This is a genomic window from Nonomuraea sp. NPDC048881 (genome assembly GCF_040649795.1).
In the GTDB taxonomy this organism is placed as follows: Bacteria; Actinomycetota; Actinomycetes; order Streptosporangiales; family Streptosporangiaceae; genus Nonomuraea.
In genome coordinates this window covers 99,916-123,537 of record NZ_JBEZGC010000022.1, presented here as the reverse complement: position 1 = coordinate 123,537, position 23,622 = coordinate 99,916, and the positions used below count along the sequence as shown (strand labels likewise).

Annotated in this window: 29 protein-coding genes; 10 read left to right on the top strand and 19 right to left on the bottom strand. The window is 74.3% G+C overall.

From position 1 onward, the window contains the following. Positions 1–72: 72 nt before the first annotated feature. From AB0C33_RS44295 to AB0C33_RS44285, 3 genes are all read right to left on the bottom strand, one after another. Positions 73–318 carry a zf-HC2 domain-containing protein gene (locus AB0C33_RS44295; RefSeq protein WP_358299563.1) on the bottom strand — a complete coding sequence of 82 codons (246 nt, stop codon included), beginning with the start codon at positions 316–318 and terminating at the stop codon, positions 73–75. Positions 319–358: 40 nt separating this feature from the next. Further along, the gene (locus AB0C33_RS44290; RefSeq protein ID WP_358299560.1) at positions 359–1,066 is read right to left on the bottom strand and encodes a sigma-70 family RNA polymerase sigma factor; all 708 of its coding nucleotides are present in this window, start codon (positions 1,064–1,066) and stop codon (positions 359–361) included. Positions 1,067–1,183: 117 nt separating this feature from the next. Further along, positions 1,184–1,582 carry a VOC family protein gene (locus AB0C33_RS44285; protein ID WP_358299557.1) on the bottom strand — a complete coding sequence of 133 codons (399 nt, stop codon included), beginning with the start codon at positions 1,580–1,582 and terminating at the stop codon, positions 1,184–1,186. A 67-nt stretch (positions 1,583–1,649) separates the two neighbouring features. Here AB0C33_RS44285 and AB0C33_RS44280 point away from each other — a divergent pair, with 67 nt between their 5' ends. Next, positions 1,650–2,138 (top strand): DinB family protein, encoded by a 489-nt coding sequence (locus tag AB0C33_RS44280; protein ID WP_358299554.1) that lies wholly within the window; start codon positions 1,650–1,652, stop codon positions 2,136–2,138. A gap of 16 nt (positions 2,139–2,154) precedes the next feature. On the opposite strand, the gene AB0C33_RS44275 is transcribed toward AB0C33_RS44280, so the two are convergent. Both AB0C33_RS44275 and AB0C33_RS44270 read right to left on the bottom strand, forming a co-directional pair. Further along, a complete protein-coding gene (locus tag AB0C33_RS44275; protein ID WP_358299551.1) occupies positions 2,155–3,018 on the bottom strand; it encodes an SMP-30/gluconolactonase/LRE family protein in 864 nt (287 codons plus the stop codon). A gap of 37 nt (positions 3,019–3,055) precedes the next feature. Further along, the gene (locus tag AB0C33_RS44270) at positions 3,056–3,967 is read right to left on the bottom strand and encodes an EamA family transporter (protein WP_358299548.1); all 912 of its coding nucleotides are present in this window, start codon (positions 3,965–3,967) and stop codon (positions 3,056–3,058) included. A 76-nt stretch (positions 3,968–4,043) separates the two neighbouring features. Between AB0C33_RS44270 and AB0C33_RS44265 the strand changes: the two genes are divergently transcribed. Next, on the top strand, positions 4,044–4,541 hold the full coding sequence (locus AB0C33_RS44265) for a MarR family transcriptional regulator (protein WP_358299545.1): 498 nt from the start codon (positions 4,044–4,046) through the stop codon (positions 4,539–4,541). 8 nt (positions 4,542–4,549) lie between these two features. Here the strand turns inward: AB0C33_RS44265 and AB0C33_RS44260 are convergent, their stop codons facing one another. The 6 genes from AB0C33_RS44260 to AB0C33_RS44235 form a co-directional block, all read right to left on the bottom strand. Further along, a complete protein-coding gene (locus AB0C33_RS44260) occupies positions 4,550–5,773 on the bottom strand; it encodes an MFS transporter (RefSeq protein ID WP_358299542.1) in 1,224 nt (407 codons plus the stop codon). Positions 5,774–5,817: 44 nt separating this feature from the next. After that, complete coding sequence (locus AB0C33_RS44255) at positions 5,818–6,297, bottom strand: Rrf2 family transcriptional regulator (protein ID WP_358299540.1); 480 nt, start codon at positions 6,295–6,297, stop codon at positions 5,818–5,820. 23 nt (positions 6,298–6,320) lie between these two features. Beyond that, positions 6,321–7,193, bottom strand: coding sequence for a pentapeptide repeat-containing protein (locus AB0C33_RS44250; protein WP_358299537.1), 873 nt, complete (start codon positions 7,191–7,193; stop codon positions 6,321–6,323). Between the two features lie 44 nt (positions 7,194–7,237). Continuing rightward, positions 7,238–8,005: a GNAT family N-acetyltransferase gene (locus AB0C33_RS44245; protein WP_358299534.1), complete on the bottom strand. Its 768-nt coding sequence runs from the start codon at positions 8,003–8,005 to the stop codon at positions 7,238–7,240. A 27-nt stretch (positions 8,006–8,032) separates the two neighbouring features. Then, positions 8,033–9,007, bottom strand: a complete 975-nt coding sequence (locus AB0C33_RS44240) for a small ribosomal subunit Rsm22 family protein (RefSeq protein WP_358299531.1) — start codon at positions 9,005–9,007, stop codon at positions 8,033–8,035. A gap of 189 nt (positions 9,008–9,196) precedes the next feature. Then, complete coding sequence (locus tag AB0C33_RS44235; RefSeq protein ID WP_358299528.1) at positions 9,197–9,760, bottom strand: TetR/AcrR family transcriptional regulator; 564 nt, start codon at positions 9,758–9,760, stop codon at positions 9,197–9,199. 57 nt (positions 9,761–9,817) lie between these two features. On the opposite strand from AB0C33_RS44235, the gene AB0C33_RS44230 reads away from it, so the two are divergent. Then, entirely contained in the window at positions 9,818–10,777 is a 960-nt protein-coding gene (locus AB0C33_RS44230; protein WP_358299526.1) for a DsbA family protein, read from the top strand. Between the two features lie 59 nt (positions 10,778–10,836). Continuing rightward, complete coding sequence (locus AB0C33_RS44225) at positions 10,837–11,682, top strand: alpha/beta fold hydrolase (RefSeq protein ID WP_358299523.1); 846 nt, start codon at positions 10,837–10,839, stop codon at positions 11,680–11,682. A 22-nt stretch (positions 11,683–11,704) separates the two neighbouring features. Here the strand turns inward: AB0C33_RS44225 and AB0C33_RS44220 are convergent, their stop codons facing one another. Continuing rightward, a complete protein-coding gene (locus AB0C33_RS44220; protein WP_358299520.1) occupies positions 11,705–12,175 on the bottom strand; it encodes a MarR family transcriptional regulator in 471 nt (156 codons plus the stop codon). 78 nt (positions 12,176–12,253) lie between these two features. On the opposite strand from AB0C33_RS44220, the gene AB0C33_RS44215 reads away from it, so the two are divergent. Further along, positions 12,254–13,705 (top strand): LLM class flavin-dependent oxidoreductase, encoded by a 1,452-nt coding sequence (locus AB0C33_RS44215; protein WP_358299516.1) that lies wholly within the window; start codon positions 12,254–12,256, stop codon positions 13,703–13,705. Here AB0C33_RS44215 and AB0C33_RS44210 read toward each other — a convergent pair. Further along, complete coding sequence (locus tag AB0C33_RS44210; protein ID WP_358299513.1) at positions 13,629–14,933, bottom strand: MFS transporter; 1,305 nt, start codon at positions 14,931–14,933, stop codon at positions 13,629–13,631. The genes AB0C33_RS44215 and AB0C33_RS44210 overlap by 77 nt on opposite strands. A gap of 55 nt (positions 14,934–14,988) precedes the next feature. Between AB0C33_RS44210 and AB0C33_RS44205 the strand changes: the two genes are divergently transcribed. The 4 genes from AB0C33_RS44205 (at position 14,989) to AB0C33_RS44190 (ending at position 17,587) form a co-directional block, all read left to right on the top strand. Beyond that, positions 14,989–15,378, top strand: a complete 390-nt coding sequence (locus AB0C33_RS44205; protein ID WP_358299510.1) for a MerR family transcriptional regulator — start codon at positions 14,989–14,991, stop codon at positions 15,376–15,378. Between the two features lie 73 nt (positions 15,379–15,451). Beyond that, positions 15,452–16,087 carry a GNAT family N-acetyltransferase gene (locus AB0C33_RS44200; RefSeq protein WP_358299508.1) on the top strand — a complete coding sequence of 212 codons (636 nt, stop codon included), beginning with the start codon at positions 15,452–15,454 and terminating at the stop codon, positions 16,085–16,087. A 210-nt stretch (positions 16,088–16,297) separates the two neighbouring features. After that, positions 16,298–16,651: a hypothetical protein gene (locus AB0C33_RS44195; protein WP_358299506.1), complete on the top strand. Its 354-nt coding sequence runs from the start codon at positions 16,298–16,300 to the stop codon at positions 16,649–16,651. Between the two features lie 126 nt (positions 16,652–16,777). Continuing rightward, entirely contained in the window at positions 16,778–17,587 is an 810-nt protein-coding gene (locus tag AB0C33_RS44190; protein ID WP_358299503.1) for a TetR/AcrR family transcriptional regulator C-terminal domain-containing protein, read from the top strand. Here the strand turns inward: AB0C33_RS44190 and AB0C33_RS44185 are convergent. From AB0C33_RS44185 to AB0C33_RS44160, 6 genes are all read right to left on the bottom strand, one after another. After that, positions 17,574–18,704, bottom strand: coding sequence for a pyridoxal phosphate-dependent aminotransferase (locus AB0C33_RS44185; protein WP_358299500.1), 1,131 nt, complete (start codon positions 18,702–18,704; stop codon positions 17,574–17,576). The two genes, AB0C33_RS44190 and AB0C33_RS44185, sit on opposite strands and share 14 nt — an antisense overlap. Then, positions 18,701–19,327: a PAS domain-containing protein gene (locus AB0C33_RS44180; protein WP_358299497.1), complete on the bottom strand. Its 627-nt coding sequence runs from the start codon at positions 19,325–19,327 to the stop codon at positions 18,701–18,703. The genes AB0C33_RS44185 and AB0C33_RS44180 overlap by 4 nt, the downstream gene beginning before the upstream one ends. 63 nt (positions 19,328–19,390) lie before the next feature. Next, a complete protein-coding gene (locus AB0C33_RS44175) occupies positions 19,391–20,515 on the bottom strand; it encodes a winged helix DNA-binding domain-containing protein (protein ID WP_358299494.1) in 1,125 nt (374 codons plus the stop codon). Positions 20,516–20,637: 122 nt separating this feature from the next. Continuing rightward, complete coding sequence (locus tag AB0C33_RS44170) at positions 20,638–21,876, bottom strand: DUF6596 domain-containing protein (RefSeq protein WP_358299491.1); 1,239 nt, start codon at positions 21,874–21,876, stop codon at positions 20,638–20,640. After that, positions 21,873–22,244 (bottom strand): YciI family protein, encoded by a 372-nt coding sequence (locus tag AB0C33_RS44165; protein WP_358299488.1) that lies wholly within the window; start codon positions 22,242–22,244, stop codon positions 21,873–21,875. The genes AB0C33_RS44170 and AB0C33_RS44165 overlap by 4 nt, the downstream gene beginning before the upstream one ends. 40 nt (positions 22,245–22,284) lie before the next feature. Beyond that, positions 22,285–22,944: a DUF998 domain-containing protein gene (locus AB0C33_RS44160; protein WP_358299485.1), complete on the bottom strand. Its 660-nt coding sequence runs from the start codon at positions 22,942–22,944 to the stop codon at positions 22,285–22,287. A gap of 159 nt (positions 22,945–23,103) precedes the next feature. On the opposite strand from AB0C33_RS44160, the gene AB0C33_RS44155 reads away from it, so the two are divergent. After that, positions 23,104–23,529: a hypothetical protein gene (locus AB0C33_RS44155; RefSeq protein WP_358299482.1), complete on the top strand. Its 426-nt coding sequence runs from the start codon at positions 23,104–23,106 to the stop codon at positions 23,527–23,529. Positions 23,530–23,622: the final 93 nt, after the last annotated feature.

The window sequence follows — 23,622 nt, the reverse complement described above, 5'->3', positions numbered from 1 at the left end:
CAGCGTTACACGGAAATCTGATGATCTGCTGAGATTTGCCCTTTTTGCGGCTCCTGGTGCGGAAAGGGGCCGTCAGCCCCGGTGGCGGCGGGCTCTGAACGCGGACATCAGGCGGTCGCGCGTGCCGTCGGACAACTTGCGCTCCGGCGGGAGCTCGCGCAGGGCCCGGACGGTCTCGCGGAACTGGTCGAGCTGCCGCGCGCAGTCGGCGCAGGCCGCCGCGTGCGCCTCGAACCCCTCACGTTCGGGCCGGTCAAGAGCGCCGTCAAGGTAGGCGGTGATGAGTTCTACCAGCTCGTCGCACGTGAACCGCTTCACGACGTTGACCGCCTCACCTCTGAACGTTGAACCGTTTAACCTATTCTGACCGCTTCACGGACTGGTAGTAGCCTTCGAGCCGGTCGCGGACCGTGGCCCTTGCCCGGTGCAGGAGCACCCGTTGGTTGGCGGCCGAGATCTCCAGGATCTCGCAAACCTCCTCGGACGTGCATCCCTCCAGGTCACGCAGGGTGATGACGATCCGCTGCCGGGGCGGCAGGCCGGCCAGCGCCTCGCCGATGAGACCGCGCGCCTCCGAGGCGAGCACCGCGCCCTCCGGCGTCGGGCCGTCCACCTTCTGGGCCGGCTCGGCGGGCGGCTCGAACGCGCTCCACGGCAGCGTGCGGCTCTCGCGCAGGCCGCGTTTCTTGGCGGTGTTGACCAGGATGCGGTAGACCCACGTCTTGACCGAGGAGCGCCCCTCGAAGGCGTCGATGGCGCCTATGACCGCCAGCCACGTGTCCTGCACGACCTCCTCGGCCGAGTCGTCGGTGGACACGTAGGACCTGGCCGCCCGCAACATCCCCCGCGACCAGGTGTCGAGGAGCGCGGCGAACATCGACTCGTCCCCGGCCCGCAGCGCCGCGACGACGACGTCGTCCGGGGGCAGCCCACCGCCCGCGAAAGGCCCCACGATCGTTTCCTCCCGGTCGAGCGTCGGGGACATCATGACATCGGGCCGCGCGTCGTCCACGCCCGGCCTGCCGCCGGGCCCGTGCGGGACGTCATGCTCCAGGCTAGCCCTCACCCCCTCGCACCTGAAGATCGCACACCGGTCCACGCCCGCACGTCGTACGGCGGCACCCATGGGGAACCTTCCCCGGCGGAGGCCATCCAGCCGCGCGGGACCCGGGATCGCCGCAGGTCAGTCGCGGTCGTAATGGCAGACGGCCTCCAGCATGACGCCGTGCGGGTCGAGCCAGAACGCGGCGTGGTAGGGCGGCGGGTACTCGGGGAACTCCCTGGGCTCGTGCAGCACCTGCGAGCCGAGCTCCGCCGCCCGCGCGTGCGCCTCGGCGACCGCGGACCGGCTGGGCAGCGAGAACGCCAGATGCTGGAGCCCGGTGCGGTGCCGCGAGTAGTCCCCGGACTCCTGCGCGGGGTAGAGGAACAGGTACGTGCCCGGCTTGTCGTTCGCCGGCATGTAGCCGATCTCCTCCTCGCTGCTGAAGAACTCCTTGAAACCGAGGTACGGCAGCAGGGCGTCGTAGTATTCCTTGGCCGCCCGCATGTCAGGGACGTTGATGCCGATATGACCGATCATGCAGGGAGTATCGCGGCCCCCGGCGGGCGACGGCAACGTGTCGGTCCCGGCTGTTACGGTCGCGGGCATGGGAACAGGAGTGCCGCCGTCCGGTGGCGAGAAGGAGAGCCTGCACGCCAGCCTCGACCGGCACCGCGACGTCATCGTGTGGAAGCTCCAGGGCCTGGGCGAGGAGCAGGTCAGGCGGCCGATGACACCGTCCGGCACGTCGCTGCTCGGCATCGTCAAACACCTGGCCGCCGTCGAGTACGGCTGGTTCTGCTCGACGTTCGGCCGCGAGGCCGAGCCGCTGTGGTTCGCCCCCGAGGACGACTTCGCGATCGGCGACGGGGAGACCACCGAGCAGATCGTCGCCTTCTACGGCCGGGCCCGCGCCGCCGCCGACCAGGCGATCTCCGACCTCCCCCTCGACGAGCCCGGCACCTCGTGGGCGGGCCGCCGGGTGACCCTGCGCTGGGTGCTCATCCACATGATCGAGGACACCGTGCGGCACGCGGGCCACATGGACATCCTGCGCGAGCTGATCGACGGCGCCACCGGCGACCACCCCCGCTGATCGCCTTTCGCTCCCGTCACAGGGTGGTGGGCAGCACCGGGCGGCCGCGCACGCCGGGGTCGGCCGCGAACAGGGCGCCCGCCTCGGGCTGCTCCCGGGCGTCCACCCCGAGCCTCGACGTGGTGACGTACAGCCGGTCGAGGCCGGGGCCGCCGAACGTGACCGCGGTGACCTTGCCGACCGGCAGCTCCACCACGGCGTCGAGCCGCCCGCCGGAGGTGTACCGGTGCACGGCGAACCCCTGCCAGAGCGCCACCCACACCCCGCCCTCGGCGTCGACCGTCAGCCCGTCGGGCGCGCCCTGGGCGGGGTCGATCGTCACGAACGGCCTGCGCCCGGTGAGCCCGCCCGCCGGGTCGTGGTCGAGGACGTCCACCCGGCCGGTGGCGGTGTCGGCGTAGTAGGCCAGGCCGCCGTCGGGGCTGAAGTCGAGGCCGTTGGAGACGGTGACGCCGCTGATCACCGGGCTGAGCGCGCCGTCCGGCCCGGCCACGTAGAGTGAGCCGGCTCCGGGGGTCTCGTCGTAGGGCATGCTGCCGATGTAGAAGCGGCCCTCGGGGTCGCAGCCGCCGTCGTTCATGCGCACGCCGGGGTCGCTCCACGCCTGGCCGAGCGGGCGCAGCGGCGCGTCGAGGTCGTCGGAGTCGGCCAGCAGCAGCTCGCGTTCGCCGGCTACCACGTAACCGCCGGTCACGCGCGGGCGCAGGGCCGCGGCGACCGGGCCGACGTGCCGCCGCCGCACGCCGCCGGAGTCGTCGAGGGCGAGCACGTCGCCGGCCAGCATGTCCACCCACCGCAGCCCGCCCCAGCGGGCGGACCACACGGGCCCCTCGCCGTGCTCGGCCACCGGCCCGGTCACGGGGTACGCCTGCACGCTCATACCGGCCTCCTCGGCCCGATCCTAGCGTCGGACGCGATCATCGTTTCCCGCCCGCGGGCACGGGGGCCTCCAGCGGCTGCGGCGCGGCGCGGTGCCGTACGGGCTGGAGCTGCGCCACGAGGAGGGCGGCGAGCACGATGACGGCGCCGGCCACCTGCGCGAGCGTGAGCCGCTGGCCGAGCACCAGCCAGCCGAGCGCGGTGGCGACGACCGGGCTGAGCAGCCCGAGGAAGGTGACCTTGGTGGCCGACAGCTCGCGGATGCCCCGGAACCACAGGGTGTAGGCCAGGGCCGAGCCGATGATCGCGAGGTAGGCGTACCCGGCGAGGTTCTCGCCGGTCAGGTGGGCGGGCGGCGGCCCCTCGACGAGGAACGTCACCGGGGCGAGCAGCAGGCCGCCGGCCGTCAGCTGCCATCCGGTGGTGGCCAGCAGCGGCGCGGGCGACTTCCAGCGCTTGCTGAGCACGACCCCGACGGCCATCACCACCGCGCCGCCCAGCGCGGCGGCCACGCCCAGCAGGTCGAGCCGGGCGTCGGCGCGCAGCACCAGCAGGCTCACCCCGGCCACGCCCGCCGCCGCGGCGAGCGCGACGCGCCAGGTCAGCCGCTCCCCCAGCAACCCCGCCGACAACAACGCGACCAGCAGCGGCTGGATGGCCCCCACGGTGGCGGCCACCCCTCCGGGCAACCGGTAGGCGCCCACGAACAGCAACGCGAAGAACAACCCGATGTTGAGCGCGCCGAGCACCAGGGCACGCCACCACCAGTTCCCCTGGGGCAGCCGGCGGGTGATCGCGATCAGGATCAGCCCCGCCGGCAGGGCGCGGATCAACGCGGCCAGCAAGGGCCGGCCGGGCGGCAGCAGTTCGGTCGTGATCAGATAGGTGGTCCCCCAGATGGCGGGGGTGAGGGCGGTCAGCAGAACGGTTCCCGTTCGATTACTTAGCACTAAGACAAATTAACCGAACGCCGACGTTCCGGCCAGGTGATTTTCCTCACCGCTAAGACACTTGTAGGCTGCGAGGGTGGCTGACCAGGTCGACTACATCCTCAGGCAGTGGCACGCGCAGCGCCCTGACCTGGACGTCTCCCCCATGGCGGTGATCGGGCGGCTGTCGCGGCTGTCCCGGCTCATCGAGGCCGAGCTGGGCCGTACGTTCGCCGGGCACGGGCTCGACCGGGCCTCGTTCGACGTGCTGGCCACGTTGCGGCGCAGCGAACCGCCCCACCGCCTGACCCCCGCCGCCCTGATGCGCGCGTCCATGGTCACCTCCGGGGCCGTCACCCAGCGGCTCGACCGGCTGGAGTCGCGGGGGCTGGTGCGGCGCACGCCCAGTGACTCCGACGGGCGCGGCGTGCACGTGACGCTCACCGCCGAGGGGCTCGCGCTGATCGACCGCGCGCTGCCCGACCATCTGGCGACCGAGCAGCGGATGTTGTCGGCGCTCACCGGGCAACGACGCGACGAGCTGGCCGCCACCCTGCGCGACCTGCTCGAATCCCTCGGCGACCACACTTCCTGACGCGCCGGTCACTCGGGGGCGCCGCCCGCGGATCTGGTGGCCAGGGCGAACAGCAGGGCGGCGGCCGCCAGCGCCGCGCCGGTCGCGTACGTGAGGGCCGCGCCCGACGGCAGCGTGAGCCCGCCGAGCAGCGTGCCCGCGCCGATCCCCGCGTAGATCGCCGAGGAGTTGAGCGAGACCACCAGCGGCGCCTCCCCGGGCGCGGCGGCGATGAGCCGGTGCTGCTGCGGCGGCGTCTGGCACCAACTGCTCGCCCCCCACGCCAGCACCAGCACACCGACCAGCGCCACAGTGCCGACCGCAGTACCGGCCGCCGCGCCGACCGCAGGGCCATCCGCCGGGCCGGCCGCGGCCATCCAGGCGAGCAGCCCCAGGCTGACGGCCATGACCAGGTACGCGACCGGCAGCACCCGGTGCGCGCCCCACCGGTCGGTGGCGTACCCGGCGGCCAGGTTGCCGAGGACGGCGCCGAGCCCGTACAGGAACAGCATGCCCGCCGTCCCCTCCACGCCCACCGCGCGCAGGGCGGGCACGCTGTAGGCGTACACCGTGTAGCTGCCCGCCATCCCGAGCACGGTGAGCGGCAGGATGGCCGTCACCGCCGGCCGCCGCAGCACCTCCAGCCGGGCGCGCAGCGGCACCCGGGGCGCGCCCGGCAGCACCGGCATGATCGCGTACACCCCGGCGGCGACCGCCAGGCAGGCCACGGCCACCGCCCCCAGCGCGTACCGCCAGCCGAGCCGTTCGCCGGCCAGGTCGCCGAGCGGGACGCCGAGCGCCGTCGCGACCGTCAGCCCGCCCACCACCACGGCCAGCGCCCGCGCCCGCAGCTCCGGCCGCACCAGGACGGCCGCCACCGCGCCCGCGCCCGGCGTGTACGCCGCCGCCCCGGCCGCCGCCAGCACCCGGCTGACCACCAGCACGGGGAACGACGGCGCCAGCGCCGACCCCAGGTTGGCCAGCCCGAGCACGACCAGCGCCGTCACCAGCAGCGCCCGCCGCGGGACCCGCGCCGCGACGGTGGCCAGCACGGGCGACGACAGCGCGTACGCGACGGCGAACACCGTCACCGACTGCCCGGCCGCCCCCTCGGTGACCTCCAGCGACGCGGCCAGGTCCGGCAGGAACCCGGCCACCACGAAGGCGTCCGTGCCCACGGCGAACGTACCGAGCGCCAGCACCAGCGTCGGGGCGAGGCCCCGGGACTCCGTCTTATTCGGGACATTCAACATCCCGATTCTCCTTCCACGTGTGCGCCCCACGGGCGGGGTCGAATTCAGCCGCGAAGGCGTTCGTAGTGGCGGCGCGCGCGGTCGGGGGCGTTGGCCGGAGCCGCGTCCATGAGGTCGGCGACCGTCTGGGCGGCCAGCTCGCGCCGCCAGGCGAGCTCGGCCCGGCGCATGGCCGCCGCGACCCCGCACGGATGCGCGAACTCGCGGGCGGGCGCCTCGGCCCCCGCGCCGCGCTGCCGGATCTCGGTGCACCTGAACGCCTCGTCGGGGCCCTCGACCGCGGCGACGACGTCCATGAGCGTGATCCGGGCGGGCGGCCTGGCCAGCCTGAACCCGCCCTGCGCGCCCGGCACCGAGGCCAGGACGCCCGCGCGGACCAGCGCCTGGAGCCGCTTCTTGAGATAGACGGGCGGCAGCTCGAACAGCGCCGCCAGCCGCCCGGTGGGCAGCGGGGCCTCGTCCTCCAGCCACGCCAGCACCAGACAGCAGTGGAGCCCCCACTCGACGCCTTCACCCATGCGCATGAAAGGGGATACTACATGTCCCTTTAAGGTCGGCCGCGGCGGCCCTGCCTGCCGCGCCGGGCGCGCGGCTCCGGCCCGGCGGCGGCCGTCCAGTGGGCGGGACGGGTCAGCGCGGCGGGCAGTTTCGTGGCGGGGGTGCCCTTGGCGGCGTTGACCTGGGCCTGGGTGAGGAAGACGCAGCCGGTGAGGTCGGCTCCGGACAGGTCGGCGCCCCGCAGGTCGGCGCCGATCAGGTCGGCCAGGCGCAGGTCGGCCCCGCGCAGGTTCGCGCCGATGAGGTAGGCGCCGCGCAGGTTGGCCGCGCGCAGGTCGGCGCCCTTGAGGTTGGCGCCGATCAGGTCGGCGCCGCGGTGCTCCCTGCCCCGCCGACCGGCCCTGACCAGCTCGCTCGTACGCAGCAGCAGCGTGTTGACCTCACCCCGGTGGGCGGCCACGTCGAGCCGCTGCAGGACGCCGGGGCTCTCGCGGGTCAGGCGCTCGGTCTCCTCGTACGCCGCCCGCAGCTCGGGGGCGATCTCCGCGGCGGCGTCGAGGGTCAGCGCCTCGGCGAGGTACCACAGCAGCTCGTGGAGCTGCCGCATGACCGGGAACACGGCGAACATCTGCCCGGACGTCTCAGGCGCGGCACGCCAGTCGCGGCCCTCGAAGGTGACCTGGGAGACCTTCTGCCCGGCGCCGAAGCAGTCGAAGACGGTGCAGCCGGGGAAGCCGCGCTCCCGGAGCTGGGCGTGGATGCCGCAGCGGAAGTCGTCGCGCAGGTTGACGCAGGGGCGGCCGGCGTCCTTGGCGACGGCGAAGTCGGCGGAGGCGGCGAACGGCAGGGCCACGCAGCACAGGCCGAAACAGCTCTCGCAGTCGGCCAGCAGGCCGAGCTCGCGCGGGGTCCTCTCGGGCAACGCTCTCCTTGTCACGACGGGGTGTGCCCAGGGTACCGGCGAGGTCAGTCCCGCACGTACGGCGTGGTCGTGGTCAGCGGGACGAACCCGAGCCCGAGCAGGATCGGCCGGCTCTGGTCTGAGGCGTCGACCTGGAGGTAGTCGTAGCCGCGCGCGGCGGCCCGCCGGGCCCGCCAGGCGACCAGCGCCCGGTAGAGCCCGCGCCCCCGCCAGCCCGGCACGGTGCCGCCGCCCCACAACCCGGCGAAGCTCGTGCCCGGGGACAGATCGAGCCGGGCCGCGCTGACCGCCCGCCCGTCCGCCACCGCGAGGACGGGGACGACGGTGTCGTCGGACAGGCGGGCCAGCAGGTGGTCGCGCAGCCGGCCGCCGTCGGCGCCGAAGGCCAGCTCGTGCACCTCGACCAGCGCCTGCACGCCCGCCGCGTCGGTGACCGGCACCAGGCTCACGCCGTCGGGGGGCTGCACCTCGGTGTCGAGGTCGGCGACCCGCGCCACCATCACGGTCTCGGCCGGTTCGGCGGCGAACCCGGCGGCCAGGAGCCGGTCGGCCAGGTCGGCGGGCCGGTCGTGGGCGTACAGCTTCCACTCGAAGCCCAGGCCGAGGTCGCCGAAGAAGCGCACCTGGCGGGCGACGGCCGCGTCGGCGCTGCCCTCGTCGAGGCCGGACCACAGGACGCCGTTCCACGCGTGCGGCGGGCCGACCTGGCGGACGACGTCGGCGTCCCGCTCGACCCTGACGTCCGGCCCGTCGGGGCGCGCCTCCCGCCGCATCTGCCGGTCGAACAGCGCCAGCACCTCAGCATGATCCATTCGGCCGACCCTACCGCCCCGGCCGGGTCACTCGGCGGCCGGCCAGTCGTCGCCCCAGTCGACGTCGCGGGCCAGCCGGTACAGCTCGCCCTGCCGCTTGGAGACGACCACGTCGCGCACGCCCTCCTCGGCGGTGCACAGGCGCAGCGACACCAGGCCCTTGCGCTTCTGCGGGTGGCGCAGGACGCGGGCCGCCGCCCGCGGCCACTCCCCACGCACGGCGGCCACGTAGGAGAACTTCTCGTCCTCGAAGCCGAGGGTGCCCGACTTGACGCGGCGGTGCAGGGTGGTGCGCGGCAGGCGTACGGAGAAGTGGCACCAGTCGCGGCCCGGCCGGATCGGGCACGGGCCGTCGTGCGGGCAGGGGGCGACGACGGTCAGGCCGCACCCGGTCAGCGTCTCCCGGGCGGTGACGATGTTGGCGTACCCGGCGGGGGTGCCGGGCTCGATGACGATCACCATCGTCGCGTCCGCGGCCAGCCAGCGCACGACGTCGGCGTGCCGCTGCGCGGGCAGCTCGTTCAGGGCGTACGACATGGTGACCAGGTCGGCGGCGGGCCGGTCGAGCCCCGGGTCGATCGAGGCGCGCCGCCAGGTGACGTCGCGGACGGGCGCGGTCCTGGCCAGCCGCCGGCCGAGCTCGATGATCTGCGGGTCGTGCTCGACGACGGTGACCCGCTCCAGCGAGGGCCAGACCGGCCCGGCCGCCCAGACCGCCGCGCCGGTGCCGCCGCCCACGTCGAGCTGCGTCCGCGGCGCGAAGCCCGGGGTCATCGCGGCGGCCATGCGCATGGCGGTGCCCGCGGCGGCGTACGTGGCGGGCATGCGGTAGGCGGCGTAGGCCGCGATGTCGGCCGGGGTGCGCAGGTGCGGCGCGGCGGCGGACGGGCCGGTGCGGTAGCGCTCGGTGAGCTGTTCCGTCGCGCGGGACAGGTCGTGCGGCGCGAAGCGGGCCAGGGCCGAGTCCAGGGCGGTCCTGAGCTCGTCGGGAAGCATGGTCATCGTGTGGTCCTGGCGGTCGGGACGGGGACGGGGCGGGCGACCGCTGCCAGGCGAGGAACGACGCCTCTGACCTGTCCGGCGATGTCGCGACGCAGCGTACCAAGCGGGCGGCGCGCGGCGGCGGCGGAGCTCAGGGCCCGGAGCCCCCCGCACCGGTTTCCGGAGGGCGGCGCGCGGCGGCGGCGGAGCTCAGCCGGGGGCCGGGGGCCGGAACAGGCGCCAGAACGACTGGGCCGCGGCGGCGTCGCGGCGGCCGCCGCACACCCAGTGCGTGATCACGCCGATGAGCGCCCCGGCCAGGAAGGCGGCGTGCACGTCGGCGGGCACGTCCTCGAACCCCGCCGGGCGGCTGCCGGTGGCGAAGCGGCCGGTCAGCTCCTCGGTGAGCCGCTCGCGCATCCGGGCGGCGAAGCGGGCGCTGCCCTGGCCGCCCAGCATGCGCTCGTACAGGGTGGCGTTGGCGGCCACGTGGTCGAACAGCTCCGCCAGCGGGGCCGGCGGCCGGTCGCGGGGGGCGTCGAGCGGGCACAGGGCGGCCGCCCGCGCCACGGCGGTGACGGCGTCCTCCATGGCGTCGGTGACCAGCGCGTCGACGTCCGGATAGTGCAGGTAGATCGTGGCGCGGTTGACCTCGGCGTGCTGGGCCAGCGCCGACATGGTGATGCTGCCCAGTTCCTGCCGGGCGGCCAGGTCCAGCACGGCGGCCTTGAGACGGGCGCGGGTACGCCGCGCCCGCGGATCATCCGGGTTCACGCCGCCACTATACGACACATGTTGACTAATCGACAGTTGTCGCATAGATTGCCCGTCATGCGAATCGAAGTCTGGGCGGACATGGTCTGCGGATGGGCCCACATCGGGAAGCGGCGGCTGGAGAAGGCCCTCGCCTCCTGGGAGGGCGAGCCGGTCGAGGTGGTCTGGCGGCCGTTCCAGATCGATCCGTCGGCGCCGGCGAAGGCCGAGCCGCTGGCCGAGGTGCTGAGCGACCCCATGGTCGAGGAAGCGCTCCAGGTCTGCTCGCCCGGCCTGTCCCCGGCCGACAACCGGCTGCGGGTGGCCGGCATCGCCGCCGACGAAGGGCTCGGGCAGCAGTGGGGCGCGGCCTGGCGCCCCAACACGCTGGAGGCGCACCGGCTGATCGCCGTGGCGTACGAGACGGGCGGCGCGGCGCTGCAGTCGGCCGTGGTCGGCCGGGTCCTGTCGGCCCACTTCGTCGAGACCCTCGACATCGGCGACCCGGCCGTGTTGTCGGCGATCGCCGCCGAGACCGGCGTGCCGTGGGACGGCCGGGGCGCCGGCCTGGTGCGCGAGCTGCTGCTCACGGGCAAGGCCAAGGGCGTGCGCACGTCGCCGACCATCGTGGCGGGCGGCCGCGCCCTGGCCGGGGCCCAGCCGCCGGACGTGATCAGGGACTTCCTGGCCGACGCCGCCGCTCACCCGGTCCGGCGGCTGCCCGCCGAGGTGGAGCGCCTGCGCCACGCCGAGTCGCTGCTCGACCAGCGCGACCCGCTCGGCGCGCTCACGATGCTGCGCCCGCTGCTCGACGAGCACGGCACGGATCGCGGGGTGCGGCTGCTGGCGGCCCGCGCGTACTTCGCCTCGGCCCAGCTCGGCCGGGCGCGCACGGCCCTGGAGAGCCTGGTCGCCGAGGCGCCCGACGACTCCTACGCCCGCCACCTCCTCGGCCGTACCCTGCACCGCCAGGGCCGCCCGGAGGAGGCCGCCCCGCACCTGACCCTGGCCGCCGTCATGACCCCCGACTACGCCTGACGCTGAGCCCGCGGCGAACGCGACCTTCTCCCGCACCCCTGCGGGAGAAGGTTGCGGGGATGACGATCGCCTTTGACCAGGCCGGGCCCGCGTCGGGCGACGCCGTCGTGCTGGTCCATGCCGGGGTGGCCGATCGGCGCATGTGGGAGCACCAGTTCGCGGCGCTGTCGCGGCGTCATCGGGTGATCCGCTACGACCGGCGCGGCCACGGCGGGTCCGGCGACGCCGAGGGCGAGGTGTGCCACCACGAAGACCTGCTGGAGCTGATGGACACGCTGGAGGTCGGGCGGGCGGCGCTGGTCGGCTGCTCGATGGGCGGCGCGTACGCCGTGGAGGCCGCCCTGGCCGCGCCCGGCCGGGTGGCAGCCCTGGCGTTGGTCGGCTCCGGCCTGGCCGGACATCAGTGGCCGCCGGAGATGCTGGCGCAGGCCCGCGAACGCGTGCACACCTCGGTGCCCGCCGACCGGCTGGCCCGCTACCGCGAGGGCGGGGCGACCGGCGTCGATCCGCGTGACGTGCGGGCGATGGCCGAGGCGCACACGGCCTGGCAGGTCGCCGGGCCCGGTCGCGGCCGCGACGCGCTGCCCGGCCCGGTGTGGGAGGCGGCGGTGGAGATGTGCGCCCTGGTGTTCCAGCGGTCCTGGACCGGGCCCAGGTCGTCGGAGCGGTTCCTGTCCCCGCCGGCCGCGGGGCGGCTGCGCGAGGTCGCCGCGCCCACGCTGGTGATCAACGGCTTGTCGGACGTGCCGGGCATCCAGGAGGTGTCGGACATCCTGGCAGCGGGCATTCCGGGCGCGCGCCGCCTCGACCTGCCCGAGACCGGCCACTTGGCGCCCCTCGAACGCCCCGAAGAGGTGACGGCGGCGTTGACGTCGTTCTTGGCGGAGGTCTTCCCCCGCCCCTGACGCCCCCCTGACCAGCGGCCGTTCAGCGGCCGGGCTCCAGGCGGCCCCAGGCGCGGCCGGTGCGGGCGGTGTCCTCGGTCAGGATCTCCCCGATGGCCGCGGCCAGCAGGTCGCGGTGGCGCGCGGGCAGGCCGGCGGCCAGCGTCTCCAGGCGGGCCGCCACCCCGTCGTGGGCGCGCACCGCGATCTCCGCGCCCGCCGGGGTCAGCTCGATCAGGCAGGCGCGGCGGTCACGCGCGTCGCGCACCCGGGCCACCAGCCCGCGTTTCTCGGCGCGGTCGACGAGCCCGGTCAGGCTCGACTTCTCCAGGTGCAGCGCCCGGGTCAGACCGGTCATCCCGATGGGCCCGCCGACCAGCAGGCACAGGAGCTGGGCCTGCTGCGGGGTCAGGTCGTGCTCCCTGCTGACCTCGCCGTAGACCTGCTCGACCAGGTGCGCCAGGCGGACGAGCGCCTCGGTGAGGCTCAGACCCGGGGCTTCGGTGGCGACCATGCGACCAGTGTAATTGACAGTAGTTGGCGGCACGAACTAAATTTACTTCGCGACACCAACAGTTCGCACAACCAACCAATGGGTGAGCCCCTCATGCCCGACTACGGTCACGACCTGCAGTTCAGCGCCAACCTCGTCCCGGCCGCCGGGCAGGCGGACGAGGTCGTGGCCCTCGCCCAGCTCGCCGAGCGCGCCGGGCTGGACCTGGTGACCTTCCAGGACCACCCCTACCAGCCCGCCCTCCTCGACACCTGGACGCTGCTCAGCTTCGTCGCCGCGCGCACCGAGCGCATCCGGCTGGCCGGCAACGTGCACCCGCTGCCGCTGCGCCCGCCGGCCGTGCTCGCCCAGGCGGCGGCCAGTCTCGACCTGCTCAGCCACGGGCGGTTCGAGCTGGCGCTCGGCGCGGGCGGCTACTGGGACGCCATCGAGGCCATGGGCGGCCCCCGGCACACCCCGTCCGAGGCCGTGGCCGCGCTGGAGGAGGGCATCGGGATCATCCGCGCGGTCTGGGACACCGGCACGCGCGGCGGCATCCATCACCGCGGCGAGCACTACCGGGTGGACGGGCTCAAGCGCGGCCCGCGACCGGCCCACGACATCGGGATCTGGCTCGGGGCGTACAAGCCGCGCATGCTCCGGCTCACCGGGCGGCTGGCCGACGGCTGGCTGCCCTCGCTCCCCCGCTTCCAGGACGTCGCCGCCCTGGGCGAGGGCAACGCCGTCATCGACGAGGCCGCGCTGGAGGCCGGTCGGTCGCCGTCCGACGTGCGGCGGCTGCTCAACCTGGGCGGTCCGCTGCCCGCCGCGCAGCTCGCCGAGCTCGCGCTCGTCCACGGGGTGAGCGTCTTCATCCTCATGTCCGGCGATCCGCGCGAGATCGAGCGCTTCGCCGCCGAGACCGCCCCGGCCATACGGGAGCTGGTCGCCGCCGGACGCGGACAGTCGCCGGAACCGGCCAACCACGCCGGGACCCGCGCCGCGATCCAGGTCTGGGACGAGGCCACCAGGCCCAGCGCGCCCGACCCCGACCCCGGCCGCCGGTACACCCCGGCGGAGCAGGCCGCCGGGCAGCACCTCGTGGACGTGCACGACCACCTGCGCGCCGAGCTGGCCCAGCTCCGCGACCTCGTCGAGCAGGTGGCCGCCGGCACGATCGACGCGGGCGCGGCCCGTTCGCAGATCGCGACCATGACGATGCGGCAGAACAACTGGACGCTGGGGGCGTACTGCGAGTCGTACTGCAGGCTCGTCACCATGCACCACACCGGGGAGGACAGCATGGTCTTCCCGAAGCTGCGCCGCGCCGAGCCGGGGCTCGCGCCCGTCCTGGACCGGCTGCAGGAGGAGCACGAGGCGATCCACAAGATCATCGAACGGGTGGACCGGACGCTGGTCGCCTTCGTCGGCGAGCCCGGCGGCCTGGGCGACCTGCGCGCCGCCGTCGACCTGCTCAGCGACGCGCTGCTGTCCCACCTGTCGTACGAGGAGCGGGAGCTGGTGCCGCCGCTGTCGAGGCACGGCTTCTAGCGGCGCCCGTTCCGGCGGCCCGGCTGCCGGCAACAGGGTCGCCGGGGGCCGGGTCACCAGGGGTCGTGCCGCCGGGGGCCGGGAAGGCGTGCCGGCGGGCGGCGGCCACGACCGCGAGGGCGGCGAGCGCCACCGGGAGGGCGGTCCACGGCAGCGCGCCCGCCCCAGCGCCCTCCAGCACCAGCCCGCCGGTGAGCGAGCCGGCCGCGATGCCCGCGTTGTAGACGGTGGTCTGCATCGACGTGGCCACGTCGGCGTGCTCCGGCCCCGAGGCGATGACCAGCGCGGTCTGCAGCAGCGTCGGCGCTCCCCCGAACGCCGCGCCCCACAACGCGACCGCGCCCAGCAGCACCCCGGCGGACCCGGCGTACAGACCGAGGGCCGTCATGGACGCGGCCACCGCGGCCAGCACCGCGAGCAGGGTCGCCCGCGGCCGCCTGTCGATCACCGCGCCGACCACCCAGATGCCCGCCACCGTGGCCACGCCGAACACCAGCAGCACGGTCCCCGGCCGGCCGAACCCGGCCTGCTCCGCGAACAGCGCCAGGTACGTGTACATCGCCTGGTGCCCCAGCAGCACCAGCGCCGTCACCGACAACACGGTCCTGACGCCGGGCACGACCGCGACCTGCCGCAACGGCACCCGCCGCGCCGCCGGTTCGCCGGGGAAGGGCGGCACCTTCCACAGGACCCAGCCCACCAGGACCACCGCCACCGCCGACAGCGACCCGAACGCCGCCCGCCATCCGACGGCCGCCGCGAGCTGCGTCCCGGCCGGGATGCCCGCGCACAGTGCCACCGTGATCCCGGCCGAGACGATCGCGATGGCCCTGCCGCGGCGCTCGGCGGGAACCATGCGGGCGGCGTACCCGACGAGCATGGCCCACAGGATGCCGCCCATCGCCCCCGCGCCCACCCGCGCCGCGAACGTCACCGCGTACGACGACGACACCGCCGTGACCGCGTTGAGCAGCGCGAACCCGAGCAGCGCGGCCACCAGCACCTGCCGCCTGGGCAGCCCGCGCAGCAACGCGGTGAGCGGGATCGCGGCCAGGAAGGAGGCGACCGCGTAGGCGGTCACGAGGAACCCCGCCGTCCCCTCCGGCACGCCGAGGGCGGCGGAGAGCTGCGGCAGCAGGCCCGCCGGGAGGAGTTCGGTCATGACGGCCGTGAACGCCGCCGTGAACAGCGCGAGCAGCCCCGCCCACGGGAGTTTCGCAGGAGACATGCCGCCTATGCTGAAACCTTCACATCAGTGTGAAGGCAAATCCTCCGAGGGAAGCATGAAGATCGGACAGTTGTCCCAGCGTACGGGCGTGCCGACGCGCATGCTGCGTTACTACGAGGAGCAGGACCTGCTGCACCCCGATCGCGCCGTCAACGGCTACCGGGACTATCCCGAGTCGGCGGTGTACCGGGTCCAGCAGATCCGCGGGCTGCTCGACTCCGGGCTCACCACGGAGATCATCCGCCGCATCCTGCCGTTCCTGAACAAGCCCGACGAGATCCACCTGCATCCGGAGTGCCTGACGCCGGAACTGGCCGAGCTGCTGCGGGCGGAGGCGGGCCGCATCCAGCAGCGCATCGACTGCCTGTCCCGCAACCGGGACGCCATCCACGCCTACCTGGCCGCCGTACGGTCCGCGGCGGACGAGGGCGCGTCCTCCGCCTGATCGTTCCACCGGGACGGGAGTCCGGCCTCGGCCTGATCGTTCCGCTGCGCATCCGGTCTGCTGGAATGAGGGCATGGAGACCTTGGCCGACCTTCTCTCGGACGCGGCGGCGGGCCGCCCGCCCGCCCCCGACGGCAGCGTGACCGTCCTCCCCCAGCCGTCGGAGCGCGACGCGGGGATCATCGCCTTCACCGCCCACACGGTGGTCTTCGCCGACCTCGATCCGGCTCGGGTGCACGCCCTGCTGCCCGCCGGCGACCTGTCGGCGCCGCTCATGCCGGCGTTCCTGACGGCGATGGAGGCCGCGACCGGCAGGCGGACCGGCAACCTCGACCTGCTGGCGCTGGCCGCCCCCGCCCCCGGGCCGCCCCCGCTCCCGCTGGAGGAGCTCACCGCCGGCGACCATCCGCGCGTCGTCCGGGCCCGCCGCTACCGGGACGCCGTGCGCGTGTGGGTCACCGGCGACGGCGCCGGCCTGGTCACGCTGGGCCGCGGCGTGGCGGGCCGCTGGGAGGCGGCCGTCGAGGTGGAGCCCGAGCACCGCGGGCGCGGGCTCGGCAGGTCGCTGGCCGCGGCGGCCAGGCACCTGACGCCCGGCCCGCTGTGGGCGCAGATCGCGCCGGGCAACGCCGCGAGCGTACGGGCCTTCCTGGCCGCGGGCTATCTGCCGATGGGCGCCGAGGTGCTGCTCGTTCCGGAGAACGGCTGACTCGGAGGCGTCCTGTGCCCGGCGTGCGCTCGTGCCGGAACGCCGTGCGGAAGGCCCGTGCGCCCTTGCCAGACCGGGGTTGCCGGTGTCCGGGAGTTTGCTGGTAGGGGGCCCGCTGTTGGGGGAAACCGGGTGTGGCGCTGCGGAGGGCGTCCAAGATCGCTACGTATAGTGATGGCCGATGTCACTTCGTGATTACAGGGGGAGCTCATGAGAGGTAACCTCATCGCCGCCGGCGGTGCACTGCTCGTCGCGGCCGCGGTGTTCAGCATGGCCGGCGTGGCCGCCGCGGACGCCTGGTCCGACGAGAGGCACTGGCACCCGGACAACTGCAGCCTCGGAACGAACGACGACTCCACGTACCACCACGTCACGAAGTACGGCCGGTTCGCCGGCACCCGTGACGCCGACGCCTGCAAGGGCGGCGAGCACGGGCACGACTCCGACGACGACGAATGGGGTTGGAAGCACGACCACGGCCGCCACAACTGGCCGGGCAGCGGCAACGGCAACTGGATCGGCCACGGCTACGGCCCCGGCGCGGGGGTCGGCGTCGGAGGCTGACGCCCTCACCCACCTCGATCCCGGCACCCCCGCGGGGCGCCGGGATCGACGCACGCCCCCGCCCTACCACTCAGAGCGCTGATATCTTCTGCCGTAAAGAGATCCGGGGCAGAGGAGAGTCGTACCGTGGTCGTCTTCGCCGGGCAGGGGGACGCGCGCCGTTCGATGGCGTTGTTGTGGCGGACCGAGGAGCCGGGCGAGTCGCGTCCCGGCCCCAAGCCGGGCCTGAGCGTGGACCTGATCGTCGACGCCGCCATCGCCGTCGCCGACGCCGAGGGCATGGCCGCGCTGTCCATGCGCAAGGTCGGCGAACGGCTGGGCCGTACCGGCATGGCCCTCTACACCTACGTCCCCAGCAAGGGCGAGCTGGTGGACCTCATGTACGACAAGGCCCTGGGCGAGCTGCCCACCGCCCACGACCTGGCCGGGGGCTGGCGGGCGGCGGTCACCGCGTGGGCCGGGCACCTGTGGCACTTCTACCAGCGCCATCCCTGGGTGCTCCAGGTGTCGCAGGCCCGTCCGGTGCTGGGCCCCAACGAGTTCGCGCTGCTGGAGAGCCTGGTCGCGATCCTGCGTGAGACCGGCCTGCGCCCGCCCGCGCTGCGCGGCGTGGTGTCACTGCTGTTCGACTTCGTCCGCGGCGCGGCCCGGACGGTCGCCGAGTCCCGGCAGGCCCCGTCGGCCACCGGCGTGTCGGACGAGGAGTGGTGGCACACCCGTTCCCAGCTGCTGGAGGAGGTCGCGCCGGGCTTCCCGGCCCGCTTCCCCATGGTGGCCTGGATCGAGAGCGAGGGCAGCGTCCCCGGCGAGGGCGAGCCGTACCTGGAACACCAGGTGAACGAGGCGTTCACGGTCGGGCTCACCGTGCTGCTCGACGGCGTGCAGGCCGCCGTCGAGCGGACCGGCCCGCACGCCGGGCCGGTCAGCGCCCCTTGAGGAAGGACGCCCAGGCTTCCAGGCCCGGCTCGGGGTCGGCGCGGCCCACGCCGAGGCGGAACCGGTCGTCCGGCGTGGACGTGAGCTCCGAGCGGTAGACGCCCGCGGGCAGCAGCAGCACGCCGGCCTGCTCGACCAGCTCGGCGCAGAACGCCTCGACGCCGTCCGGCCCCAGGTAGCGGGGGAAGGTCACGCAGCCGCCGTCGGGCGCCCGCCACTCGAACAGGTCGCCGAACTCGCCGAAGAACGCCTCGAAGCGCGGCAGGTTGGCGGCGATGATCCCGCGGTTGCGCTCCAGGATGCGGTCCCGGGCCTTGATGGCGATGCGGGCGAGGAGCTCGCTGGGCGCGGAGTTGCAGATGGTCGTGTAGTGCTTGGCGCGTTCGAGGCGGGCGCGCAGCTCGCGGTCGCGGCAGGCGATCCAGCCGATGCGCAGGCCGGGCATGCCGAGGGACTTGGAGGTGACGTTCAGCGAGAGCGCCGCCGGTGAGAGGTCGGCGGCCTGCGGCAGCGTACGGGCGGGGTCGAGCTCCAGGCCGCGGTAGACCTCGTCGCTGAACAGGTGGATGCCGCGCTCCTCGCACAGCGCGGCCAGCCGGGCGAGGTCGGCCGCGCCGATGACCTTGCCCGTCGGGTTGTTGGGGAAGTTGACCGACACCACGCGGGTGTTCGGCCGGATCGCGGCCTCCACGGCGTCGAGGTCGAGCGCCCAGTCGCGGGCCGGGTCGAGCGCGACGCCGGTGACCTCGCACAACGCCATCGGCACCGTCTCGGCGGACTGGTAGCAGGGCGTGACCACCACGGCGTGGTCGCCGGGGCCGAGCAGCACCTGCATGGCCAGGTACAGGGCTTCCTGGGCGCCCGCGAAGACGACCACGTCGTCCGCGCCGACGCGCTCGTAGGTGTCCGCGACGGCCTGACGCAGCCCCGGGTCGCCGAAGGTCTCGGTGTAGCCGAGGGACAGCGTCTCCCAGGCATGCCTGTCGTCGTCGCCGGCCAGGGCGAGCAGCTCGGCCATGGTCATGGTCTGCGCGTCGGAGGCGGCCAGGTGGTGGCGGGCGGTGAACTCCCAGCGGGAGAAGTAGACCTCCAGCCGGAAGTCGGGAAGCGGGGTCACGGTCGGCTCCTCCTGAGCTCGGCGAGCAGGGCGTAGAGGGTGGAGCGGGACGTCCGCAACGCCCCCGCGACGACGGACGACGCCCGCCGGACGGTGAAGACCCCGGCCTGGTCCAGCTCGGCCAGCACGGCGAGGCGGTCCTCGCGGGTCAGCCGCTCCACCGGCCGGCCGTGCTCGCGGACGTAGGCGCCGACGATCTGCCGCACGCGCTCGGTCCAGTCCTGCTCGAACAGCGCCTCCGGACGCGGCGCCGACGGCGCGGCGAACGCGGCCAGCAGCGCCGCGGCCTGCTCCAGCGGGGTGCGGTCGAGGTTCACGCAGAGCACGGCGGACGGCTCGCCGCCGGGGTCGCGCAGCACGGCGCTCACCGACGACAGCCGCCGCCCGTCGGCCAGCAGCTTCTCGTAGGGCCCGTAGACGCCGTTGGGCGAGGGGTCGAGCCGGTCGAGCTCGCCGAGCAGCGACGGGGCGCCGGGGCCGCGCCCGGACATCGGGTTCCACACGCCCAGGACCCGGTCGCCGCGGACGTCGTGCAGGACCACCTCGGCGTACGGGGCCAGCAGCGCGGCCACCGCCTCGCACACCGGCGACCACAGCCGCACGCGCTCATCCGTGTTCGTCACGCTCGGATGCTATGTCCAATTCGGACGCTTTGTCCAGCCTGGGTCGCTGCGCGCTCCCCGAGCTCAGGCGTGCGCGCCCACCGTGACCGGGCCGAGGGTCAGGCGCGGCCGGCCCTCCAGGATCTCCCCCACCCGTTCCACCTGCTCGTCGAGCTCGCCGCGCTGGGCGGCGGTCAGGCCGGACAGCAGTTCCACCGTGACGTCGATCCGGCTGCCGGAGCGCCGCTGGTGCCAGACCCCGCGCACCTCGCCGTCCACCAGCAGCACGGGGAAGGTGCCCGCCTGCCCCCCGGACAGCGCCCGCTGCCAGGCCGGGCCGGGGTAGAGCAGCTCGCGCGGCCGGCCCGCGATCAGGTAGGCGTCGAAGTACGGCAGCAGGCGCACGCCGCGCGGCGGCTCGTCCGGCACCGTCGTGTCCCCCGCCAGCACCCGGGCCGGACGCCCGTCGAACGACACCTCCTCGGTCTCCACCGTCGCGAACGCCTCGGCCGCCCACCGCACCGTCGCGCCGACCCACTGGGCGAACTGCGCCGGGGTGGCCGGCCCGTACGCGGCCAGGTAGGCCCTGACCAGGCCGGCCCGAGCGTCCGGCGGCACGGGCGCGGCCGGCGCGGCGCGGTAGGTGACCTTGCGCCCTCTGACCGGCCCGAACACGAACGCCCCGCGGTGCGCCGCGGTGTGCATGGCCTGCCGCCAGCGCGGCCACATGCCCTGGAACGCGGGCATGACCAGGTCGCCCGCCCACGGCCCGGTGGCCGCGACGACCGCGTCGCTCAGCTCGTCGATCGTCATGTCGGCCCCGGCCAGCACGTCGCGGACGGCCTGGACGACCTGGTCGGTCTGCTCCGCCGTCAGCCGGACGCCCTCGGCCCCGCCGGGCCCCGGGGGCAGCGACGACAGGGCGCCCAGCCACATGGGCAGGTCGTCCGCCGGCAGCAGGTGCACGGTTCCGCGCGGCCCGTGCGTCTTGACCAGGGTCCCCTCGTCCCACAACGCCTCGCGCACGTGGGCGCGGGTGACGCCGTCGAGCCGCAGGCCGATCGAGAGCTCGGCCGCCGACATGACCTGGGCGTGCGCCCCGCACATGGCGGCCACGACGGCGGCCTGGCCCTTGTCGGCGGCGGGGGCGGCCAGATGCGCCCGCTCCAGACGGCGCGCGCTGACCTGCGGCCACGACAGTTCGATCACGAATTCCTCCTCGGTGCGTTCGCCCTCACCGTAGAGGGACAGGCGGAAAGGTTCGTTCCGCTACGGCGGGTGTCACCCCGGCGATCCGCCCACGGTGTCGTCCGTGCCGGTGCGGGGGCCGGTCAGCTGAGATCGCCGGCCTTGCCGAGCAGGTAGCGCTGCTCGACCTGGTTCGCGGTCAGGCCGGCGGCCTGACGGTAGAGCGCGGCGGCCCGCGCGGTGTCGCCGGTCATCTGGAGCAGGTGGGCGCGGACCGCGTGCTCCCGTTGCCTGGTGAGCGGGTGCCGGTCCAGGTGGTGGCGGCGGTTGAGGTCGTCCAGGAGCGCCAGGCCGCGGGCCGGTCCGTAGGCGTGGGCCACCGCCACCACCCGGCCGAGCTGGACCGGCGCGGTGGGGGTGAGCCGTTCGAGCCACACGTACAGCATGGCGATCTGGGCCCAGTCGGTCCGGTCGGGCGCGGCGGCCGCGGAGTGCACGGCGGCGATCGCGGCCTGGAGCTGGTAGGGGCCCGTCCGGCCGCGGTCCCAGACGCCGTCGATGAGCGCGGTGCCCTCGGCGATCAGGTCGCGGTCCCACCGGGTGCGGTCCTGCTCGTCCAGGGGGACCAGGTCGCCGCCGTCCGTACGGGCTGCGCGCCTGGACTCGGTGAGCAGCATCAGCGCCAGCAGGCCGGTCACCTCGGCGTCGTCGCCGAGCGTGGCGTGGAGCATGCGGGTCAGCCGGATGGCCTCGCGGGTCAGGTCGACCCGGGCGAGCCGGTCGCCGGCGGTGGCGGTGTAGCCCTCGTTGAAGATCAGATAGAGCACCCGCATCACAGCGCTCATACGGCTGTCGCGGTCGTCGTCGGTGGGCGGTGTGAAGCGGGCTCCGGCGCGGGCCAGCCGTTGTTTGGCGCGGCTGATCCGGGCGCCCATGGTGGGCTCGGTCGTGCCGTGGGCGTGCGCGATCTCGGCGGTGGTCAGGCCGCCGACCGCGCGCAGCGTGAGCGCCACCTGGGAGGTGGGGTCGAGCGCGGGATGGCAGCACAGCAGCAGCAGGGTCAGGCTGTCGTCGCTCTCGGCCGCGGGGTTTGCCCGGCGCCCGGGTTCCTGCATGGCCAGGTCGGCCACTCCGGCCTGCAGCTCGCGGCGGTGGCGGGCCTGGTCGGAGCGGAGCAGGTCCACCATGCGCCGGTATCCGACGCGGATCAGCCAGCTGCGCGGGTTCTCCGGGACGCCCTCGACCTGCCAGGTACGCCCGGCGGTCAGCAGCGCCTCCTGCACCGCGTCCTCGGCGATGTCGAACCGGCCGAAGCGGCGGACCAGCGCGCCGAGCACCTGCGGCGCCTCCGTGCGCAGCAGGTGCTCCAGCTCGCGGTTCACGCCCCGAAGTCCGCACCCATGATCGGGCGGATCTCGATCGGTTCGCCGAGCGCCTCGACGATGCGCGCGGCGATCTCGACGGCCCGCTCCTTGCCGGTCACGTCGATCACGGCGAAGCTGGCCAGGACCTCCTTGAGCTCGGCGAAGGGACCGTCGGTGGCGACCACCTTGTCACCGTCGCGGTGGACGGTGGTGCTGACCGCCGGGTGTCCCAGGCCCTCGCTGCCGACGAACTCGCCGGAGGCGATCAGCTCCTGCTCCAGCTTCTGGTAGGTCGCGAAGGCGGCCAGCGCCTCCTCGGAGGGGACGTCGGCGGTGGCGGCGTCCCACGCGGCGGCCGGGGTGTAGCCGAGCAGCAGGTATTTCATGGTGAATCCCTTGATCGTGGCAGCCGATTCTACGTTCGCCTCAGGCGGCACGCCGCAGCGACACCGCGAGGACGGTCGTCCAGGTGAAGGCCACCAGGCCGTTCACGGCGATCTGGACGCTCATGCGGTCGGGCGACATCGGCACGAGGAGCACCAGCGCGGCGACGGCGCTCAGCACGGCGCCCGGCACGGCGGGCGGCGCCGACCGGCGGCGGGCGCACCGGACGCTCATCACGACGGCCGCGACGGCCAGCGCGGTGAAGGCCACGGCGGCGGCGGCGGAGTGCGCGATGCCGTGCCAGGACATCTGCGCGACCGGTCCCTCAGGGGTCCCCGCCGGGAAGCCCTTCTCGGGGTCCATGGTGAAGACCCCGGCCGCCACCAGCCCCGCGCCGAACACGCCCACCAGGATCGGCAGCGCCCGCCGCCCGATCCCTTCGGTGAGCGTGCGCCTGACGCCGACGGCCAGCGCCAGCGCCCCCGTCCCCGCGAGGACGAAGGTGAGGATCTGGATCCACCCCAGGTCGCCGGTGGACAGCTGGCTGATGGGGTGCCGGGTGATGTCGAAGCCCTCACGGGTGAGCATCTGCGTGGTCGCCGAGGCGAAGAAGGTCGGCCCGGCCAGCGCCCCGGCCAGCAGCAGGCGTCCGGACGTCCGGGCGCTCCTGCGGACGGGGACGTCAGTGGCGGTGGTGGTCATGAACGTCCTCCTTTGTCGGTGGGTTTCCCGCTCGCTACCTCGGACCCGGATCGGCCTTCTTGACGCCGATCGAGTGTGATTCACGTCACAGCGATCTCGTGTCAAAGCCCGGCAGGGGGCTCCGAGGTACCGGTGAAACAACCCACAGAGGAGGACGACATGATCGAGACCCAGCAGCCCAGCCCCGAGCTGAAGGCCCTGGACCGGCTGGTCGGCACCTGGAAGGTAACCGGCGGCGCCGAGGGGACCGTGCGCTACGAGTGGCTGCCCGGACGGTTCTTCCTCGTCCAGCACGTCGAGCTCACCCAGTTCGGCGAGCCGGTCACCGGCATCGAGGTGATCGGCAACCTGCGCCCGTTCGGCGAGCCCACCGGGGCGGACGTGGTGTCCCGCTACTACGACTCGGCGGGCAACACCTTCGACTACGTCTACGAGCTGGACGGCGACCGGCTGACCATCTGGGCCGGGGCCAAGGGCGGCCCGGCCTACTACGCGGGCACCTTCGACGCCGAGGGCACCACGCTCACCGGCGAGTGGGTCTACCCCGGCGGCGGCGGGTACGCCTCCACCTCGACGCGCGTCTGACGCCCGGCCGGGGAAGCCCACGGTGGCGGCGAGCCGTCCTGAACGGCCCGCCGCCGCCTTCCGCCCGCGTGGCTGCTCGTCGGCCATCGCGGG

Excerpts from the sequence above, each read along its gene's own strand:
- AB0C33_RS44285 (WP_358299557.1), bottom strand. The coding sequence starts at position 1,582 with ATGATCGGTCATATCGGCATCAACGTCCCTGACATGCGGGCGGCCAAG.
- AB0C33_RS44280 (WP_358299554.1), top strand. The coding sequence starts at position 1,650 with ATGGGAACAGGAGTGCCGCCGTCCGGTGGCGAGAAGGAGAGCCTGCAC.
- AB0C33_RS44275 (WP_358299551.1), bottom strand. The coding sequence starts at position 3,018 with ATGAGCGTGCAGGCGTACCCCGTGACCGGGCCGGTGGCCGAGCACGGC.
- AB0C33_RS44260 (WP_358299542.1), bottom strand. The coding sequence starts at position 5,773 with ATGTTGAATGTCCCGAATAAGACGGAGTCCCGGGGCCTCGCCCCGACG.
- AB0C33_RS44255 (WP_358299540.1), bottom strand. The coding sequence starts at position 6,297 with ATGCGCATGGGTGAAGGCGTCGAGTGGGGGCTCCACTGCTGTCTGGTG.
- AB0C33_RS44245 (WP_358299534.1), bottom strand. The coding sequence starts at position 8,005 with ATGGATCATGCTGAGGTGCTGGCGCTGTTCGACCGGCAGATGCGGCGG.
- AB0C33_RS44240 (WP_358299531.1), bottom strand. The coding sequence starts at position 9,007 with ATGACCATGCTTCCCGACGAGCTCAGGACCGCCCTGGACTCGGCCCTG.
- AB0C33_RS44230 (WP_358299526.1), top strand. The coding sequence starts at position 9,818 with ATGCGAATCGAAGTCTGGGCGGACATGGTCTGCGGATGGGCCCACATC.
- AB0C33_RS44225 (WP_358299523.1), top strand. The coding sequence starts at position 10,837 with ATGACGATCGCCTTTGACCAGGCCGGGCCCGCGTCGGGCGACGCCGTC.
- AB0C33_RS44220 (WP_358299520.1), bottom strand. The coding sequence starts at position 12,175 with ATGGTCGCCACCGAAGCCCCGGGTCTGAGCCTCACCGAGGCGCTCGTC.
- AB0C33_RS44215 (WP_358299516.1), top strand. The coding sequence starts at position 12,254 with ATGGGTGAGCCCCTCATGCCCGACTACGGTCACGACCTGCAGTTCAGC.
- AB0C33_RS44210 (WP_358299513.1), bottom strand. The coding sequence starts at position 14,933 with ATGTCTCCTGCGAAACTCCCGTGGGCGGGGCTGCTCGCGCTGTTCACG.
- AB0C33_RS44205 (WP_358299510.1), top strand. The coding sequence starts at position 14,989 with ATGAAGATCGGACAGTTGTCCCAGCGTACGGGCGTGCCGACGCGCATG.
- AB0C33_RS44200 (WP_358299508.1), top strand. The coding sequence starts at position 15,452 with ATGGAGACCTTGGCCGACCTTCTCTCGGACGCGGCGGCGGGCCGCCCG.
- AB0C33_RS44195 (WP_358299506.1), top strand. The coding sequence starts at position 16,298 with ATGAGAGGTAACCTCATCGCCGCCGGCGGTGCACTGCTCGTCGCGGCC.
- AB0C33_RS44165 (WP_358299488.1), bottom strand. The coding sequence starts at position 22,244 with ATGAAATACCTGCTGCTCGGCTACACCCCGGCCGCCGCGTGGGACGCC.
- AB0C33_RS44160 (WP_358299485.1), bottom strand. The coding sequence starts at position 22,944 with ATGACCACCACCGCCACTGACGTCCCCGTCCGCAGGAGCGCCCGGACG.
- AB0C33_RS44155 (WP_358299482.1), top strand. The coding sequence starts at position 23,104 with ATGATCGAGACCCAGCAGCCCAGCCCCGAGCTGAAGGCCCTGGACCGG.